The 17,999-nt window shown below is 65.8% G+C and carries 15 protein-coding genes, 1 rRNA gene and 1 pseudogene; 1 reads left to right on the top strand and 16 read right to left on the bottom strand.

All coding sequences use genetic code 11. From position 1 onward, the window contains the following. Positions 1 to 517: 517 nt before the first annotated feature. The 9 genes from scpB to steA all read right to left on the bottom strand — a co-directional run bounded on the left by scpB (position 518) and on the right by steA (position 10,239). The gene (gene scpB, locus ACIBI6_RS40960; protein ID WP_396960561.1) at positions 518 to 1,186 is read right to left on the bottom strand and encodes an SMC-Scp complex subunit ScpB; all 669 of its coding nucleotides are present in this window, start codon (positions 1,184 to 1,186) and stop codon (positions 518 to 520) included. A gap of 638 nt (positions 1,187 to 1,824) precedes the next feature. After that, a complete protein-coding gene (locus ACIBI6_RS40955; RefSeq protein WP_364354595.1) occupies positions 1,825 to 2,628 on the bottom strand; it encodes a segregation/condensation protein A in 804 nt (267 codons plus the stop codon). Between the two features lie 170 nt (positions 2,629 to 2,798). Beyond that, positions 2,799 to 3,743 carry a ParA family protein gene (locus ACIBI6_RS40950; protein ID WP_364354598.1) on the bottom strand — a complete coding sequence of 315 codons (945 nt, stop codon included), beginning with the start codon at positions 3,741 to 3,743 and terminating at the stop codon, positions 2,799 to 2,801. Positions 3,744 to 3,968: 225 nt separating this feature from the next. Then, entirely contained in the window at positions 3,969 to 4,433 is a 465-nt protein-coding gene (locus tag ACIBI6_RS40945) for a cupin domain-containing protein (RefSeq protein WP_396960544.1), read from the bottom strand. A 172-nt stretch (positions 4,434 to 4,605) separates the two neighbouring features. After that, positions 4,606 to 5,556 (bottom strand): site-specific tyrosine recombinase XerD, encoded by a 951-nt coding sequence (xerD, locus tag ACIBI6_RS40940; protein ID WP_396960542.1) that lies wholly within the window; start codon positions 5,554 to 5,556, stop codon positions 4,606 to 4,608. A gap of 12 nt (positions 5,557 to 5,568) precedes the next feature. Beyond that, positions 5,569 to 6,228 carry an NUDIX domain-containing protein gene (locus tag ACIBI6_RS40935; protein WP_396960540.1) on the bottom strand — a complete coding sequence of 220 codons (660 nt, stop codon included), beginning with the start codon at positions 6,226 to 6,228 and terminating at the stop codon, positions 5,569 to 5,571. After that, positions 6,229 to 7,950, bottom strand: coding sequence for a CTP synthase (locus ACIBI6_RS40930; RefSeq protein WP_396960538.1), 1,722 nt, complete (start codon positions 7,948 to 7,950; stop codon positions 6,229 to 6,231). Positions 7,951 to 8,080: 130 nt separating this feature from the next. Beyond that, on the bottom strand, positions 8,081 to 9,028 hold the full coding sequence (locus ACIBI6_RS40925; RefSeq protein WP_396960537.1) for a copper transporter: 948 nt from the start codon (positions 9,026 to 9,028) through the stop codon (positions 8,081 to 8,083). Further along, a complete protein-coding gene (gene steA / locus ACIBI6_RS40920; RefSeq protein WP_364354555.1) occupies positions 9,025 to 10,239 on the bottom strand; it encodes a putative cytokinetic ring protein SteA in 1,215 nt (404 codons plus the stop codon). Before steA ends, ACIBI6_RS40925 begins: the two co-directional genes overlap by 4 nt. Positions 10,240 to 10,398: 159 nt before the next feature. Between steA and ACIBI6_RS40915 the strand changes: the two genes are divergently transcribed. After that, positions 10,399 to 10,818 carry an SRPBCC family protein gene (locus ACIBI6_RS40915; RefSeq protein WP_364354558.1) on the top strand — a complete coding sequence of 140 codons (420 nt, stop codon included), beginning with the start codon at positions 10,399 to 10,401 and terminating at the stop codon, positions 10,816 to 10,818. Positions 10,819 to 10,823: 5 nt separating this feature from the next. Here the strand turns inward: ACIBI6_RS40915 and recN are convergent, their stop codons facing one another. From recN to rrf, 7 genes and pseudogenes are all read right to left on the bottom strand, one after another. Then, complete coding sequence (gene recN / locus ACIBI6_RS40910; RefSeq protein ID WP_364354561.1) at positions 10,824 to 12,593, bottom strand: DNA repair protein RecN; 1,770 nt, start codon at positions 12,591 to 12,593, stop codon at positions 10,824 to 10,826. Further along, positions 12,571 to 13,563 (bottom strand): NAD kinase, encoded by a 993-nt coding sequence (locus ACIBI6_RS40905; RefSeq protein WP_364354564.1) that lies wholly within the window; start codon positions 13,561 to 13,563, stop codon positions 12,571 to 12,573. The genes recN and ACIBI6_RS40905 overlap by 23 nt, the downstream gene beginning before the upstream one ends. Next, positions 13,560 to 14,381: a TlyA family RNA methyltransferase gene (locus ACIBI6_RS40900; RefSeq protein ID WP_364354567.1), complete on the bottom strand. Its 822-nt coding sequence runs from the start codon at positions 14,379 to 14,381 to the stop codon at positions 13,560 to 13,562. The genes ACIBI6_RS40905 and ACIBI6_RS40900 overlap by 4 nt, the downstream gene beginning before the upstream one ends. Position 14,382: 1 nt before the next feature. After that, on the bottom strand, positions 14,383 to 14,691 hold the full coding sequence (locus tag ACIBI6_RS40895) for a hypothetical protein (RefSeq protein ID WP_364354570.1): 309 nt from the start codon (positions 14,689 to 14,691) through the stop codon (positions 14,383 to 14,385). Positions 14,692 to 14,704: 13 nt separating this feature from the next. Beyond that, positions 14,705 to 15,601: an HAD-IIA family hydrolase gene (locus tag ACIBI6_RS40890; protein ID WP_364354573.1), complete on the bottom strand. Its 897-nt coding sequence runs from the start codon at positions 15,599 to 15,601 to the stop codon at positions 14,705 to 14,707. Positions 15,602 to 16,071: 470 nt separating this feature from the next. Further along, positions 16,072 to 17,004, bottom strand: a pseudogene (locus tag ACIBI6_RS40885) (tetratricopeptide repeat protein); the annotation flags it as partial. Between the two features lie 907 nt (positions 17,005 to 17,911). Continuing rightward, a 5S ribosomal RNA gene (gene rrf, locus ACIBI6_RS40880) occupies positions 17,912 to 17,999 on the bottom strand; the annotation flags it as partial.

Here is a 17,999-nt window from a genome sequence, read left to right as displayed (position 1 = left end):
GCGACGAACCGCGATAACCCGAGCCACCCTGCGACGAACCCCGATAACCGCTCTCGCCCTGCGACGAACCGCGATAACCCGAGCCACCCTGCGACGAACCCCGATAACCGCTCTCGCCCTGCGACGAACCGCGATAACCCGAGCCACCCTGCGACGTGCCACGTCGATCGGAGCCGCGCTCGGCGGAACCTCGATATCCACTATCGCTCTGCGACGAGCCACGATGGCCACTGTCGCCCTGCGAGGTTCCGCGGTAGCCGCCACGCGAGGAGCCACGCTGTTCGCCCTGCGACGAACCGCGGTAACCACGATCGCTACCTTCTGAACTCCCCCGATAACCCCCTTGCGAGGAGCCGCGCTCGGAACCGCCCCATGCGGCCCCGCGCTGCGTACTTCCCCGTTGGGCTGAACGCATATCGCGTGCGTTTCGGCCTGCGCCGCCCCTGGGGGGCTGGTCGCTTCTGGTCCTACGATCCGGTGTGCCATCTCGGCGAGCGGGCGTATTCATATTGTCCTGTCAGTCTTCTTCGGTACCGAGATCCAAATCGGTCTCGGCGGATTTCCTCAGCCTGGTGTAACGGGGGTCCGTGTCCAGGCTCTCGTTGATCTCATCGATCAGGTCGACGCCCGGCAGCAGGGGCGCCAGTGGCGGCAAATCGGACAGCGATGCGAGTCCGATCCGCTCCAGGAACAATTCGGTCGTGCAGTACTGCGTGCCGTTCGTTTCCGGGTCGACCCCGGCCTCGGCGATCAATCCGCGAGCCAACAGGGTTCGCATCACGCCGTCGACGTTCACGCCGCGCACCGCGCTGACCCTGGTCCGGGTCACCGGTTGGCGGTATGCCACCACCGCCAATGTTTCCAAAGCGGCCCTGGTCAATTTCGACCGGGCACCGTCGAGCAGCATCCGTTCCACATACGGCGCATACTCGCTGCGAGTATAGAAGCGCCACCCGTCACCCACGAAACGCAGATCGATGCCACTGGCCCGCGCGGACAGTTCGGCCGCCATTTCGTGCAGCGCCCGCTCCACCCGCACCGGTTTGTCCTGCAACGCGTCGGCCAGCAGTTCTACCGGGGCCGGAGCGTCCACAATGAGCAGCACCGCCTCCAACGCCGACCGGAATTCATCGTCATCGAGCGGTTCGGGCGTGAACTCCGCCACTTCGTCGTCGGAACCGGCTATCTCTTTGCTCTTCGTCGCACGCGCGGCCTTCCTCACCCTTGCCGAACCTGCGGCCGCCGCGCCCCGACCGCTGGTCAGCGGTGTCTCGCCAGCTCCTCCCGCTACGCCTGCGTCATCCTCATCATTCGGCGCTGCCCGCTCGCTGCTGTTCGACTCGGCCGGGCCCGAGGAATTCGCCTCGTCGAATGGACTGTTTACGGTCGCACCTGCCGAAGCTGCGGGTTCCTCGCCCCCACCGCTCGTCATCGGCGCATCGGTGCGTCCTGCGGCGCCCTCGACTCCGACCGATGCCTGCTCGCCCTGGCCCGGCTCAGCCGTGTCTGAGGAATCCCGGTCGACAATTGCGCTGCCTACAGTCTCAATTGGTCCAGGGTCGCTCGAGGTCGCCGCATCCCCGGCGTCGTCGCCGCTCGAATCCGCGGCACCGCCATCGGTTCCTGGCGCGGTCGTATCTGGCGCGGCTTCGATGCGCTCACCACTCGACGATGCCACCTCGTCGCGCGACTTCACCGCGCTCGCGCCTACTGCGTCGTCGCTCTGCGCGATCAGTGCACCACCATCGACCAGCTCGCTCGCGATCGCGGCGTCACGCTCGATGCCGTTGTGCTCGAGGGGTGTCGCATCGTCGGTGCGCTCACTCACCCGTAGTCCTCCTCGATGGTCACGGTGTCGGCGGTGTCGTCCTTGGGGTCGCCGGTCCAGCTGATCGAGAGCGGGCCGAGCGGGTCGGGCTGGTCGAACTCGATCGTCTTGCCCCGGTACAGCTCGAGCAGCGCCAGGAAGCGGGCGACGATCTGGATCGGCATCTCGCAGTCGGCGACCAGTTCGCCGAAGGTCGTCCAGCCGCCCGGTCCGCGCAGTTTGAGCTGTTCGAGCACGAGCGCGGCCTGTTCGGCGACCGAGAAGGCGTGCTGGTGCAGATGGTCGAGTCCGACCCGCGGCGCCGGGCGCGGCCGGAAAGCCGTTGCGGCGATCACAGCGAACTGGTTTGCGTCAACTCCCAGCGTAACCTCGGGCAACAGGTCGGCGTAGCGCTCCTCCAGTCCGACCGCGCGCGGGTATCGCCGCAACGCGACCGCTTCCAGCTCCCCGAGCAACTCAGCGACCTGTTTGAACGCCCGGTACTGCAGCAGCCGGGCGAAGAGCAGATCGCGCGCCTCGAGCAGTTCGAGGTCCTCGGCGTCGGTCACCTCACCGGATGGCAGCAGTCGCGCCGCCTTGAGATCCAGCAATGTCGCGGCGACCACCAGGAATTCGGTAGTCTGATCCAGGATCTTGTCCGCACGCAATGCCTGCTGCCCGATGCTGGCGGTCAATGCCTTTGTGTAGGCGATGAATTCGTCAGTCACCTGATGCAACGCGACCTCGGTGACATCGAGCTTGCGCGAACTGATCAGATTCAACAGCAGATCGAACGGCCCCTGGAAGTTGCTCAGCCGCAGCTGGAACCCGGATGTCTGCGCCGTCGGCTCGCCCTCGGCGCCAGTTCTGCCTGGCGGATTATCCGCGGTCGAAGCGGCACGCTCGGCGTCGGAGTCCCGATCGACGAACTCATCAGACTCCGAGCCGAGCGTATCCGTGTTCGTCGATGGTGCCGGTTCAGTACCGCCGATCACCGGCCGGACCGGTGGATGACTTCCCGCGCCATCGCCCGATATGCTTCGGCTCCACTGGATTTCGGTGCCCACGTAGTGATGGGCTCACCTGCGACGCTGGCGTCCGGAAAGCGCACGGTGCGCATGATCGCCGTGTCGTACACCAGGTCGCCGAATACCTCGACGACCCGCGCCATGACCTGACGCGAATGTAGTAACCGCGCATCGAACATGGTCACAACGATGCCGTACAGGCTCAGCCGCGGGTTCAGGCGGTCCCGCACCTTCTCCACTGTGTCGTTGAGCAGGGCGAGTCCGCGTAGTGAAAAGTACTCGCACTCCATCGGAATGATCACGCCATCGGAGCAGGCCAACGCATTCACCGTGAGCAGGCCGAGCGATGGCTGGCAGTCGATGAGGATGTAGTCGTAGCGATCACGCACCGATTCCAGCGCGCGACCCAGCGTCTGCTCCCGGCCGACCTCGTTGACCAGCTGGATTTCCGCGGCGGACAGATCGATATTGCTCGGCAGCAGATCCAGATTCTCGACCCGGGTCTCCATCAGGACATCGTCGATCGAGACCTTGGATCCGATAAGCAGGCTGTGCACGGTCAGATCGAGATCGTGAAGGGCCACACCCAATCCCGCCGACAGCGCACCCTGCGGATCCAAATCCACCAACAGCACCCGCCGACCGCACTCCGCGAGCGCGGCGCCCAGGTTTATGGTCGAGGTAGTCTTGCCGACGCCACCCTTCTGATTGCACATCGCGACGATCAGCGCATCACCGTGATGCTCGATCGGCGGAGGTTCGGGCACGACACGCAGCGGGCGCCCGGTCGGACCGAGCGTCGCGTCCTCGGGGACGGGTTCGGCGCCGTCGCCCCACAGCGTTTCCGCCGCGGCTGCCGAGTACGGACCCGTTCGGGGACCCGTAAGCGGCTGCGCCCCAGCACTCATCGGCGGCTCTGCCGCACCGGCTGTCGTCACGATCCGCTGCTCCTTATACGTTCCTGCCCGTTGCCTTCGCCGCCTCCGGCATCATCTGCCCGAGCGTAGCGAGGCCGATCAGGCCCGACCTAACTTTCGCACGGTCCAGCTCTCGATAGACGCTACCGCTTGACAGCGCAAGACCCACGCTCGGACACGCGACACCCGCGTTTACCTGCGCGGGCATCCGCTCCCCTAGCGCCAATCCGGTCCGCCGTCGAAATGGACGTCGAACCGATCGTGGAGTTCATCCATACTGTCCCAATCCGCCTCACCCCGAGCGATACGACCGAGTTGCCGGAAGTACTCGAACCGGACGATACCTGGTGTGAGTACCGCGAAGAACTCGGCGGGACGGTCCACGGAGGCCCCGAAGGCATGCACAATACCCGGCGGAACCACCACCAGACCACCCTTCGCGACCGCATGACGTTCGCCGTCGACGAGGAATTCCATTGTCCCGTCCAGGACATAGAAGATTTCCGTTGACTTCGTGTGATGGTGCGGCCTGGTCCCATCCGCGCCAGCCTGCAGGACAAGCCGATTCGCTCCGAACAGCCCGTCGGTGTTCACACTGTCCTCGAGCAATTGGAACGAACCGCCGCCGGGCAGCGATACCGCCTCGACATCGCGCTCCTGAACGATGAAAGCCCTTGCCATCCAACTCACCTCACATCGGCATGCCGAGACCACCCGATCCCGCATCCAACACAACCGGACCGTAGTCCCATTTCTTCCCGGTCGATACGCTCTGCGCACGTTTTGTACACCGCACACGGATCCGTCGGGCTAACCCGAACTCGGCGCGCAAAATCCTGCGCAAGGCACAGAGTCAGCGAGCGCGCGGATGAGCGGTGGCCCAAACCTCACGAAGCGTGTTCACAGTGACCAATGTGTAGATCTGAGTGGTCGTCACCGAAGCATGTCCCAGAAGTTCTTGAACCACGCGCACATCCGCACCCCCGTCGAGCAAATGCGTTGCGAAGGAATGACGCAGCGTATGCGGCGAAACCGTGGCTCCGATACCAGCCCGCTCAGCGGCGGTCTGCAAAACCTGCCAGGCACTCTGCCGTGACAACCGACCGCCGCGTGCATTCAGAAACAGCGCGCCCGCAGTCCCTTTCCCGTTCACGGCGAGCACCGGCCTCCCCCGCACCAAATACGCATCGACGGCCGCCAGCGCGGGCCTGCCGATCGGAACCATGCGCTGCTTGCCGCCCTTGCCGTGCAATACAACAGCCCGCTCCTCGGCATCGAGGTCGTCCACATCGAGTCCGACCATCTCCGAAATCCGCGCCCCGGTCGAATACAACAGCTCGAGCAGCGCCCGATCACGCAATCCGCGCGGCCCACCATCGGCTCCGGCCCCGTTCGCATCACCGATCGACCCGCCCCCCGCGGCCTCCAGCAACCGCAACACCTGGTCGTAAGGCAGCGCTTTCGGCAACCGCCGTCCGGGGGTCGGCGGCTTCACCGCATGTGCGACATCGGCACTCGTCACGCCCTCCGCCGCGGCGAAGCGATGCAGCCCGCGCACTGCGATCAGCGCACGAGCGACCGAACTCGCGGCAAGGGGCGGGTGCGTCTGCCCACCCGCCCGCAGCACCATCGTGAACTCCGCGACATCGGATTCGGAAATTTGTTCCAGCGCCGTAATCCCGCGCGAGGTCAGGAAATCCCGATACCGATCGAGATCGCGACGGTACGCACCGAGGGTGTTGCGGGCGGCGCCGCGCTCGACCGCAAGATGATCGAGGTAGGCGTCCACCTCCCGTGCGAGCACCGCCCAGACCCGTCAGTCCGCGGACTGCCGCTGCGCCTTGCGGCGCAGGAACGCGGTGGGCTGCCCCGGCCATGGCGCGTCGGCCGGTCGCAACTGCGCCCCGCTCGCCCTGGCGGCCGCGAGCGCGAGCAGACCGGCGACGGCCGTGGCATTGACGATCTCACCGGCCAATGCAGCCCGCACAGCCTCCTCCACCGGCAGTCGGACCAATTCCAGGTCCGCCTCCTCCAATTCCGGCTCCGGCCGGTCGGTTTCGTACAGGCCCCGAGCGGCGTATACCCGCAGCGCCTCATCGGTGAATCCGGGCGAGAGCGCGACATCCACCAAGACCGACCATTCCCTGGCGGCCAGTCCGGTCTCCTCGGCCAATTCACGCTTGGCCGCAGCCAGCGGATCCTCGCCGGGCACATCGAGCAGTCCGGCGGGCAGCTCGAGCAGCCGCTGACCGATCGGATGCCGATACTGTCTGATCAACACCACATTGTCGGCATCATCGATGGCCGCGACCGCAACCGCCGCATGATGTTCGATCACCTCGCGCTCGACGACGCGTCCGCCCGGCATGGCCACTTGGTCGAGCCGCAACGCGAGGATGGCACCGCTGTACATGGTCTTGCTCGCCACGGTCTCGAAATCGTGGCTGCCCGGCTGGGCTCCCCCGTTATCACTCATCTACGACGCCTGATCTGCGTTCGCGAACTCTTCGTCCGGGATATCGACCGGAAGCCGCTCGGCCAGTTTATATTTCAGTGCCGCCGCGATCAGCGCCGCGAACAGCGGATGCGGCCGGGTGGGGCGGCTCTTGAGCTCCGGATGCGCCTGGGTGGCCACGAAGAACGGATGCCTATCCGCGGGCAACTCGACGAATTCGACCAGATGCCCGTCCGGTGAGGTACCACTGAATTTCAAACCGCTGGTGGCGATCTTGTCGCGGTAGGCGTTGTTGACTTCGTAGCGATGCCGGTGCCGCTCGGAGACCTGGTCGGTGCCGTAGGCCTGCGCTACCACCGACCCCTTCTGCAGCGTCGCCGGGTAGGCGCCGAGACGCATGGTGCCGCCGAGATCGGCCTCACCGGCGACGATCTCCTTCTGATCGGCCATGGTGGAAATCACCGGATGCGGTGTGTCCGGCTCGAATTCGGCCGAATTGGCCTCCGCCAGACCGACCGAACGCGCGGCCTCGATGACCACACACTGCAGACCCAGACACAGGCCCAGCAGCGGAAGCCCCCTGATCCGCGCATATTTGATGGCGCCGACCTTGCCCTCGATACCGCGGATACCGAACCCGCCCGGAATCAGCACCGCGTCCACATCGCGCAGTGCGGCCTGCGCACCCGACGGGGTCTCGCACTCATCGGACTGCACCCAGCGGATATTCACCTTGGCCCGCGAGGCGAATCCGCCCGCGCGCAACGCCTCGGTCACCGACAGATACGCATCGGGCAGATCGACGTACTTGCCGACCAGTGCGACCTCGACCGTCTCCCGCGGCTGGTGCACCCGATCCAGCAGATCACCCCACACGGTCCAGTCCACGTCCCGGAACGGCAGCCCGAGCCGGCGCACTACATAGGCGTCCAGGCCCTCACGGTGCAGCACCTTGGGGATGTCGTAGATCGACGGCGCGTCCGGGGTAGAGATGCACGCGTCCACATCCACGTCGCACATCAGCGCGATCTTGCTCTTGAGCGCCTGCGGCACCTCGCGATCACAACGCAGGATCAGCGCGTCGGGCTGGATACCGATATTGCGCAGCGCCGCCACCGAATGCTGGGTCGGCTTGGTCTTGAGCTCACCCGATGGCGCGAGGTAGGGCACCAGCGATACGTGCAGGAAGAACACATTGTCCCGGCCCACATCGTGGCGGATCTGGCGCGCGGCCTCGAGGAACGGCTGCGATTCGATATCGCCGACGGTGCCACCGATTTCGGTGATCACCACATCGGGCACCTGCCCCTGTAGATCCGGGCCCTGCATCGCCAGGATGCGACTCTTGATCTCATCGGTGATGTGCGGGATCACCTGCACCGTGTCACCGAGGTATTCGCCCCGGCGCTCCTTGGCGATCACCGACGAATAGATTTGCCCGGTAGTCACATTCGCGTCCTTGGACAGGTCGCGATCGAGGAACCGCTCGTAGTGGCCGACATCGAGATCGGTCTCCGCGCCGTCTTCGGTGACGAACACTTCTCCGTGCTGGAACGGATTCATGGTGCCCGGATCGACGTTCAAGTACGGGTCGAGTTTCTGCATGGTCACCCGCAGTCCGCGCGCGGTCAGCAACTGACCGAGGCTGGAGGCGGTAAGACCCTTACCCAATGAGGAGGCGACACCACCGCTGACGAAGATGTGCTTCGTGGCCGTTCGCGCCTGATTCCGTGTATGACCCACGGGTCTTCACGGTAACACGAAATTGCTGGTCTGATCACACACCACGCACGTTTGCCACCGAGTCGCTGCCATTGATCGGATTCAGTCCGTGCGCCATGTTCGCAGCACGGGGCAGTGCGGGTCGAGCGGATCAGCTCGCGGGCGGCGCGACGAGTGTGAGGGAGGTCGCCTTGGTGCCGGTTCCGTATCGGCCCGCACCGCCGTTGAGCTGCTCGCTCAGGCCGAGCACGGTGGTGACGCGACCGATATCGCGATCGAGATTGTCGACGGTGGTGACGGCCGTGGCCAGCGCGGCATCGGAACGAATGATCGCGAGCGGGCCCGGATTGTCGGCGGCGCCGGACCGACCCGCGAGCACCACACCAGCACCGCGCCCACGCAGAGCGCCTGCGAATCGGGCGATATTGCTGCCTTGACTGTTCTCGCCGGACTTCGCGCCGTCGCCCGTGACGACCACGGCGAGATCCGCGACCTGCGTCGGAGTGTCGCCGTAGGCGAGGAACCCGCCGCCGCGCAACGTCTCCAGCACCAGACTCAACTCCTGCGGGGTGCTGCGCGGTTGCGCGCTCGCCGGATCGAGCAGCAGCACCAGGCCGAGCAGATCCCCCGCCATACTGCCCTGATCCACCTGACCGGTGCGCAGCTGCGCGCCCGCGGGAATGACATTGGTGACCGCGGTGCGCATCCGGTCACCCTCGGCGGCGTCGAGGAAGGCATCGGTGAGTGCGATGCGGCCGGTCACGGTGGCACCCGAGGTTTCCAGATCTCTTGCGACGGCCTCGACATCGGCGGGTTCGGCATCGGGGGTCGTGAACAGCACGACGCTGCGATCGGTCAGCGTGCCGCCGAGGATGCGCCCCGCCGATCCGGCGATGAATCGGTCCGCGGCATTCATTTCATCGCCGAGGCGCCGGTTCCGATCGTTGGTCACGTCGAGCTGTTTGCGCAGATCTGTTTTATCCGCGCGCAATCCGGACAGCAGGTCCGCCGCCACGGTCTGTGACCCGAGCACCACGCCGAGGGCGAGGGCCAGGAAGATCGCGACAATCGAAACCGCATGCTGCCGAATCGAAATCATCGGTTGCCTCCCGCACCGGCTAGGCCGCGTGCCCAGAGATCGAACCGATTCCAGGTATCGGCGGCCCACTCCACTGCCTCGGTCCCCATATTCGAGGCGAGCATCGCCACGATCACCGCGACCAGGGCGGCGAGTACGACCATCGCGATGGCGGTGCCGGACACCCGGTTTCGATAGAGCGTGGCGACGGCCTTGGCATCCATGAGTTCGGTGCCGATTTTCAGTCGGGTGAGGAAGGTCGCCGGATTGCTGTCGCGGCGACCGCGGTCGAAGAAATCGTCCAGTGAGGCGGCGGCACCGGCGGTCACGATGAGCGATGCGCCGTGATGGTGGGCCAGCAGCAGGGCCAGGTCGGCAGGTGCGCCGGATGAAGGGAAGGTCGTCGCGCCGATGCCGAGATCCTGGATGCGCTCCAGACCTTTGGCGTGGCCATCGGTATCGGCGGGCAGGATCATCTCGGCACCGGACTTCAAGGTGGCGGTGGTGATGTCGTCCGGGTCGCCGACGATCAGATCGGGGCGGTAGCCCTGCTTCATCAAGGTGTCCGCGCCACGGCCCACGCCGACCATGATCGGGGCATACTCCTTGATGAACGGCTTTAGTCGCTTGAGATCGTCCGCATGGTCCGGGCCGTCGGCCACCACGACCACATGCCGATTCTTCATGTCCAGCTCCAGCTCCGGCACCCCGATACCGTCGATGAGCAGCGCACTCTCGGTGCGAATGAATTCGATGGTGTTGCCCGCGAATGCCTCCAGATGATCGGCGAGGCCGTTGCGCGCCGCGATCATCCGCTCGGCGATATCGGCTTCGGTCAGCTGGATGGCCGTGACCAGGACCTCGGGCTCCTTCTTGACCAGCTTGTCGGAGTAGACGACGCCCTCGTCTATGCGGACCTTGGTGCCGTCCTTGATCCGGAAGGCATCCGAACTGACAGTGTCCAGCAGCAGGATTCCGTGGGCGACCAATACTTCCGGTCCCAGATTGGGGTAGCGACCGGATATCGATGGCGAAGTATTCACCACCGCGGCCACGCCCGCCTCGACCAACCGATCGGCGGTGAACCGATCCAGATCCATCTCATCGAGTATTACGACATCACCGGGCCCGACCCGCTTCAGCAGACGCCTGGTGTTGCGGTCAACCCGAGCCACCCCGGTCAGCCCCGGTAGCACTTCGGTGCTCTTCGACAACAACGCCAACATCTTCATGGGGCCGATCCTGGCCGCAAACCCTCAACCATTGGTGGAGGCGCGCCGCATCACCAATCACATTCGTCACTGTGATAACACGAACACCACGCCGCGCAGGGAGCGCACCGACCAGTACCCGTATGCTGCGGGTCACAGATATCTCGAAGAGGAGACACCATGGTCAGCAGCACCGTCGACGCCGTGATCGCGGCACCACGCGATGTCGTCTACAAGTTCTTCACCGAGCGCGATGGCATCAACCCCTACATCCCGGTCGATTTCACCCTGAAGACCCCCGGATCGCCCACCCCGAATGGCGTCGGTGCGCAATACCTCATCGGCAAGGCCGGCGTCGGCTTCGTCGAGGAGACCACCAAGCTCGTTCCCGGCGAATTGATGGAATACAAGATCATCAAGGGTGTCCCGGTGAAACGGCACGTCGGCACCATCACCTTCACCGACGCCGACAACGGCACCTTGGTCTCCTACACGATGGAGTCCGAGCCCAGCCTTCCCGTTCCCGCGAAGGTTCTGGAATTGGGCCTGAAGAACCTCATCAACCAGTTCATCAAGGGCGCCCAAAAAGCCCTGCGCTGACCCCGTCAGGCGAGGGCGCGTTCGGCGCGGGCGGTTTCGAGCAGTTCCTCGGCGTGAGCTCGGCCGGTTTCGGTGTCATCGAGACCGGCCAGCATGCGGGCCAATTCGATGACGCGCTCATCCTTGGTCAATGCCCGGACACCGCTGTTGACCTTGCCCTTGCCGTCATCGGACTTGTCCACCACGAGATGGGTGTCGGCGAATGCCGCGACCTGCGGCAGGTGTGTCACCACGATCACCTGATGGGTGCGCGCGAGCCGTGCCAGCCGACGGCCGATCTCGACCGCGGCCCGGCCACCGACACCGGCATCGACCTCATCGAACACCATGGTCGCGCCGTGATCCGAACTGGCGAGCACCACTTCGAGTGCCAACATCACGCGCGAGAGCTCACCACCGGATGCGCTCTTGCTCAACGGCAATGACTGCGCGCCGGAATGCGCGGACAACCGGAATTCCACTTCGTCGACACCGGTCGAACCCGCATGCAATTCCTGCCCATCCACCGTCAGTGGCGCGGAATCCTGCGGACTCGCGGGCACCGGCCGCACCACGACCTCGAGCTTCGCCTTACCCATCGCGAGCCCACCGAGTTCGGCGCTCACCGCGGAAGCCAGCTTGCCCGCCGACTTGGTACGCGCCGCAGTCAATTTGCGCGCTGCCTCACAAACGCGGTCCGCGGCGATATCCACCTCCGCCGCCAGCGCGGCCAACGCCTCTTCGGAGACATCGAGCGAACCGAGACGGGTGCGCGCCTCAGCCGCCCACGCGATCACCCCATCGATATCCGGCGCGTACTTGCGGGTCAGCGATTTCAATTCCGCCTGCCGGGTGAGCAGCGAATCCAAAGCGCCCGGGTCCGAAGGCAAATCCGAAAGATAGCCACTGAGTTCGGTGGTCAGATCGACGACCACCGCGATGGCCTCATCGAGCCGCGGCCCGAGCGCGGTCAGTGCCGGATCGTGGGCCGATTCGATGCGGGCACGCGCGGCGCCGAGCAATTCCAGTGCGCCCGAACCGTCTTCGGGCGAATCAGCGGGACCGGCCAAGGCATCGTGCGCGATCGCGGCGGCCTCACGCAGCGAATCCAGATCGCTGAGCCTACGCACCTCGTCGACTATGCGCTCATCCTCACCGGGTTCCGGTGCGATGGCATCGATCTCGGCTAGCGAATGCTTCAGCCGGTCGGCCTCCAGCGCGAGTTCCCTACTGCGCGCAGTACGTTCGACCAGCTCATTGCGGGCGTCGAGCCAGGATCGCCGCTGCACCTGGTACTTACGCAGCAGTGAACCGACCGCACCGGAGGCGAACTGATCCAGCGCCGACAGCTGCTGATCCGGACGCTGCAGCCGCAGTTGGTCGTTCTGACCGTGCACAGTCAACAACGGCGCGGTGAAATCGGCGAGGACAGAAGCTGGTACACCGCGCCCCCCGAGATGCGCACGGGAGCGTCCATCACTGCCGACGGTGCGGATCGCGATGATGCTGCCGTCGTCATCGCGTTCGGCCGCAGCCGATTCCAGGACTTCCTGCACTTGCTTCTGCGCGGTCGTATTCACCTCGTCGACGGTGAACCGTCCCTCGACCACGGCCCGTTCCGCACCCAACCGGACACGTCCCGCATCGGCCCGTGCCCCGCTGAGCAGGTGCAGACTGGTCACTACCATCGTCTTACCGGCACCGGTCTCACCGGTCAGAACCGTCAGACCCTCATGGAATTGCGCGGTAGCCGTGGATATGACGCCAAGCCCGTCAATCCTGATCTCTGTCAGCACGTGTGATCTCCGTTCGCCGTCGGCCACGCCAGCCTGTCACGGGCAATTGGAATTTGCGCACCATCCGGTCGGCGAACGGCGCGGAATCCAACCGCACCCACCGCACCGGTTCGCCACCGCGGACCGCCTCGAGCCGTCCACCCTTCGGCAATGCCAGGGTGCGCCTGCCATCCAGGAAAACTATCGCATCATGGCCAGCCGCAACGGATTCGACCGCGATCCTGGACTCCGGACTGGTCACCAGCGGCCGCGCGAACAGGGCGTGCGCATTACTCGGAATCACCAGCAGCGCTTCGAGTTCCGGCCACACCACCGGGCCGCCCGCGGAGAACGCGTAGGCGGTAGATCCGGTCGGTGTGGAGATGAGGATGCCGTCGCAGCCGAATTGCGAAACCGGACGCCCGTCGACCTCCAGGACCACCTCGAGCACACCCATACGCGAGGCGTTCTCGATACTGGCTTCATTGAGCGCCCAACCGGTTTCGACGATCTCGTCGTCCACCCGGACGTTCACGTCGATGGTCATCCGATGCTCGAGCTGGTAGTCGCCGCGGACCACGCTGGCCAACGCCTCATCGAGGTGTTCGGCCTCGGCCTCGGTGAGGAAACCGATGCGACCCAGGTTGATTCCGAGCACCGGCACCCCCGCTGGCCTGGCCAATTCTGCTGCGCGCAGGAAGGTGCCGTCACCGCCGAGCGAGAGCACCATCTCGCAGCCGACCGCCGCGTCCGGGCAGTGTTCGACCACGCGTGCCGGGTATCCGCCCGGTTCCGCGACGGCTGTCCCGCTCGCGGTGTCGGACTCACAGTCGAATCGGGTGCTGTCCGCCTCGTCCGCGAGCACGCGCAGCCCGATGCCCGCATCTGCGAATATCTTCGCCACGCGATGGGCGGTTTCGATGATCTCCGCCCGGCCCGGATGCGAAACCAGCAGAATCTCTCTGGATTCGGCCGGCGTCAGCGCGTTCACTGTGGACCCTCCTCAACCGCACGTTCGACGAGCAGCGCGACCTGCTCGCCGTCGTACTCGAACTGCCCGTCTTTACGCAGCCACACAAAGTATTCGACATTGCCCGATGGGCCGGGCAGCGGGCTGGCCACCACCCCGACGGTGCGCAAGCCCAATTCGGCGGCGGCCGCCGCGACATCGCGCACTACTTCCGCGCGCAATTCGGGATCCCGCACCACACCGCCGGAGCCTACTCGCTCCTTGCCCACCTCGAACTGGGGTTTGACCATAGGCAACAGGTCGGCCCCCGCTGCGGTGCAGGCCGCGAGTGCGGGAAGCACCAGATTCAGCGAGATGAACGACAGATCGCCGACGACGAGGTCTACCGTGCCGCCGATGGATTCTGGGGTGATGACGCGGACATTGGTGCGATCGAGAACCCGCACCCTGTCATCGTTCTGCAGCCGCCAGATCAGCTGGCCATAACCGACATCGACGGCGACGACCTCACGCGCCTGCCTGGAAAGCAGTACATCGGTAAAGCCTCCGGTCGAGGCACCAGCATCCAGACAGCGCTTCCCCGCAACTGTCAAGCCCTGGGGTTCGAATGCCTCGAGCGCGCCGAGCAGCTTGTGCGCACCACGCGACGCCCACGACACCTCGTCGGGCTCCTCACGCACGATCAATGGCGTGCCCGTCTCCACCGCGGTCGCAGGCTTCACGGCGACCGTTCCAGCAATCAGGACGCGGCCCGCACCGATCAACTCGACCGCATGTTCACGCGATCGCGCCAATCCGCGGCGAACCAATTCGGCGTCCACCCGCGCGCGCCTGGCCACCTCAGATCTTGTCCACCGTGGCCAGTGCCTGTACGAGCACCTCATGTGCCTGCTCCAGGATGCGGGCGCGCCGGGTGATATCGGCGCCGGAATCGGAGTCTGTCGGAGGGGGCGCCGCCAGGCCGGTCCAGGCCGGACGAGCGTCGAGTTCGGCGAGCAGACTGTCGATCTCGGCGCGGATCCGCGTCGGATCGGCAGGCTCCGGGCGTCCCTGTGCACCCGGCAGATGCTGGCCGGGCAGCGGTGGGCCGGGGCGCGGTCCGTTCGAGCCGGAGCCGGGGCCGTTGGGGCGTGGCATCGGAGTAGTCATCGTGAGGTCAACGCTATCGGATTTCCGAACCGGACGCCCGCACCCTTACGGCTCGTCCCGGGTTACGCCGTAAGCGTTGCGCCAAGTCGTCGGCGAGGTCGGTCGCCTCGTCCTCGACCGGCGGATGGTTCAGTGCGTCCAATGACGCCGAGACGTAGGTCGGGATCAGGTCCGCCGGGGCGTCGCGTAGTTCGTCGAGGGTGCTCACGCCGGTCAGGACCAGCAACGATTCGAGGCCGACGCGGTTGGCGCCCTCGATATCGGTGTCCAGGCGGTCGCCCACGACCAGCGCGCTGCGCGTTCCGGCGCGCACCAAGGCGTCCTCGAGCAGTGGCGCATAGGGTTTGCCCGCTACTACCGGCTCTCTGCCGGAGGCGGCGCGCAGCGCGGCGACCATGGCACCGTTGCCGGGCGCGAGGCCGCGCTCGTTCGGCAGCGTCTTATCGGTATTGGCGGCAACCCACAATGCGTCGGCGCTCAGCGCGTAGGCCGCCTCCGCGAGATCCGGCCAGGCGGTTTCGGGTGAATGTCCTTGTACGACAGCAGCGGGCGCAGCGCCATTGAAACGCCGGATCGAACGCAGCCCGACCGCTTCGACCTCCTTGGCCAGGTCATCGGTGCCGACGATCAACACCGTTGCCCCGAGATCGAGCCGCTCCGCCAACAACCGTGCCGCGGCCTGCGCACTGGTCACGACATCATCGGTTTCCGCCGCGAATCCCAGCTCGGCCAAATGTCGCGCAACCACATCAGGACCACGACTCGCATTATTCGTGACATAGACAAGCCGCTGTGCCACAACGGAATCCGCCAACGCCTCCGGCGCGCCCTCGATCACCTCGGGCCCGCGATACAGCGTGCCGTCCAGATCCAGCAGCAGGGCTTCATACCGCTCTCGTAGCCGCTTCACACCACTCTCACTCCACGTAACCGACCGACACTTTCCCGAACCCTACGCCAGTCCGCCGACAGGAAAAATGACGGCGTCGACCGACCGTATGCCGCAAGCCCATTTCGAGCACACACTCGAATTTGCCAGCGCGACGTGCAACGTCGCATAGCCAGCGTGTTGCGCAACACCGACCACCGTGTTTCCGCGACTCGCAGCCGACTTCGATGGACGTTCGCCGACGACCGAGACCGCGTTCGCAGTCAGCCCCGACGACGAGCAGACCAGAACTGGCGGATATTGGGCAGGGCCGTACACAATCTCAGAAGCCACGCCTTCGTTGGACAGGCCCGACGTGAAACTGTGCCGCCGCTTCCGACAAAACCCGGGCACCTGCGCCCGCATTCCATGCCCTTGCGGCCGACTGGATCCCTTCTGCACGTGCGACCTGAGTCGACGAACTCTTCGGGTCGAGTCCCAGCCGCTGTGCCCTACAGCTCGGCGTCGCCGGTCAGTTCCTCGGCGCGTTCCTCGGCGTCGGTTTCACCATCGAGGTCGGCGGAGGCTGCGTTGAGGAACCAGGTGAGTCCCTCGGCCGTGCGGCCCGCCGCGACCAGGGCGTCGGCATAAGCGTAGAAGAGGCGGGCGGCGGCGGAGCCGGTGCGGGAGGGGTCGAGGTCCGAGGTCTGCAAGGTGACTACGGCCTGGTCGTATTGGCCGAGGTCCATGCGGGCACCGGCGACCACAATGCGGAGTTCGGTGGCCTCGTCACCGCGCAGGGCGCGGGCCTCATCGCTGCGCCCCAGTTCGATGGCGCGCTCGGGGCGACCGAGGCCGCGTTCGCAGTCCGCCATGACGGCGAGCAGACCGGAACCGCCGGACATCCGGCGGGCGGTGCGCAACTCGGAAAGGGCTTCGGCCCATTCACCCGCGTGGTAAGCGGTGACGCCCGCAGTTTCGCGGACCACGGCGATACGGCCCGCACGTTGGCGCGCCGCCCGTGCGTGGGCCAAGGCGAGACGCGGGTCGTCGTCGATGAGTCGGGCCGCCATCACGAGATGCCGGGCCACGGTTTCGGCGTTGCCCTTGTCCAGGCTCAACAGGTCGCGGCGCACCTCGGTTTCGAGGTCGGTGGCCTGGACGTCATCGGGCAGATCGGGTTCTTCGGGACGCGGTGCGCGTCGCTCAGCCGAACCGGTCCCGGCACGTGCGCCTTCACCACCCCGACGGCGATCCTGCGGGTCGTCGCCACGGTTCCAGCCACCGCGCTGACCGGAGTCACCGCGACCACCAGAGTCACCGCCACGGTTGAAACCGCCGCGCTGACCGGAGTCACCGCCACGCTTGAAACCACCGCGCTCACCCGAGTCACTACGGTTGAAACCGCCGCGCTCACCCGAACCGCCGCGACTGAAACCACCGCGGTCGCCGGGACCGCGGTTGGAACCGCTACGGTCCCCGGAACCGCTACGGCCGAAACCACTTCGATCGCCGGAGTCACTGCGCTGTCCGGAATCGCCGCCGCGTTTGAAGCCACGGCGCTCACCGGAATCACCGCCACGGCTGAAACCACCACGATCGCTGGAATCGCCCCGATCAAAACGGCCGCGCTCGCCCGAGCCACCACGATCACCTGCATCGCCGCGTCGGCCCGAATCGCCGCTGCGGTTGAACCCGCCGCGTTCGCCGGAGCCGCCCCGGTTGAAACCACCGCGGTCACCGGAGCCGCCACGGCTGAAACCACCGCGGTCACCGGAATCACTGGAGCGCTTGAATCCACTGCGCTCGCCCGAACCGCCACGGTTGAAACCACGCTCACCGGAATCACCGCGCTGACCGGAGTCGCCGCGCTCGAAACCACTGCGACCACCGGCGCCGCCGCGGTTGAAACCGCCGCGATCATCGGCACCGCGGTTGGAGCCGCCACGACTTCCGGAGTCGCCGCGCTCGCCGGAGCTGCTGCGCTTGAAACCACCGCGGTCGCCGGAGCTGCGGTCGTTGGAATCGTTGCTGCGGTTGAAGTCGCCGCGGTCATTCGAGCCACTTCGGGTCGAGTCGCCGCTACGTTTGAAACCGCGCCGTTCGCTGGAGTCACCTCGGTCGGAAGAGCCGCGAGAGGCACTGCCTCGATCGCGGTCGGGGCCTCCTTGCCGGAAGGACTTCCGGCCGTCGTTCTGTTCCGACACGGTGGCCCCTTTCTAGAGTTCGGCCAGAGGTTGTCGAACCCCTGAATTCAATCACGTGACGGCGGTCGGGCCCGAGCACGGCATAGATATAGGTACAAAAACGACGATAGGGGACCCAGTTCTGGGTCCCCTATCGTGAAGGATGTTCCGGCGGTGTCCTACTCTCCCACACCCTGTCGAGTGCAGTACCATCGGCGCTGGTGGCCTTAGCTTCCGGGTTCGGAATGGGACCG

The organism is Nocardia sp. NPDC050412 (assembly GCF_044458825.1).
Taxonomy (GTDB): domain Bacteria; phylum Actinomycetota; class Actinomycetes; order Mycobacteriales; family Mycobacteriaceae; genus Nocardia.
This window is presented reverse-complemented; position numbering and strand designations above follow the sequence as displayed.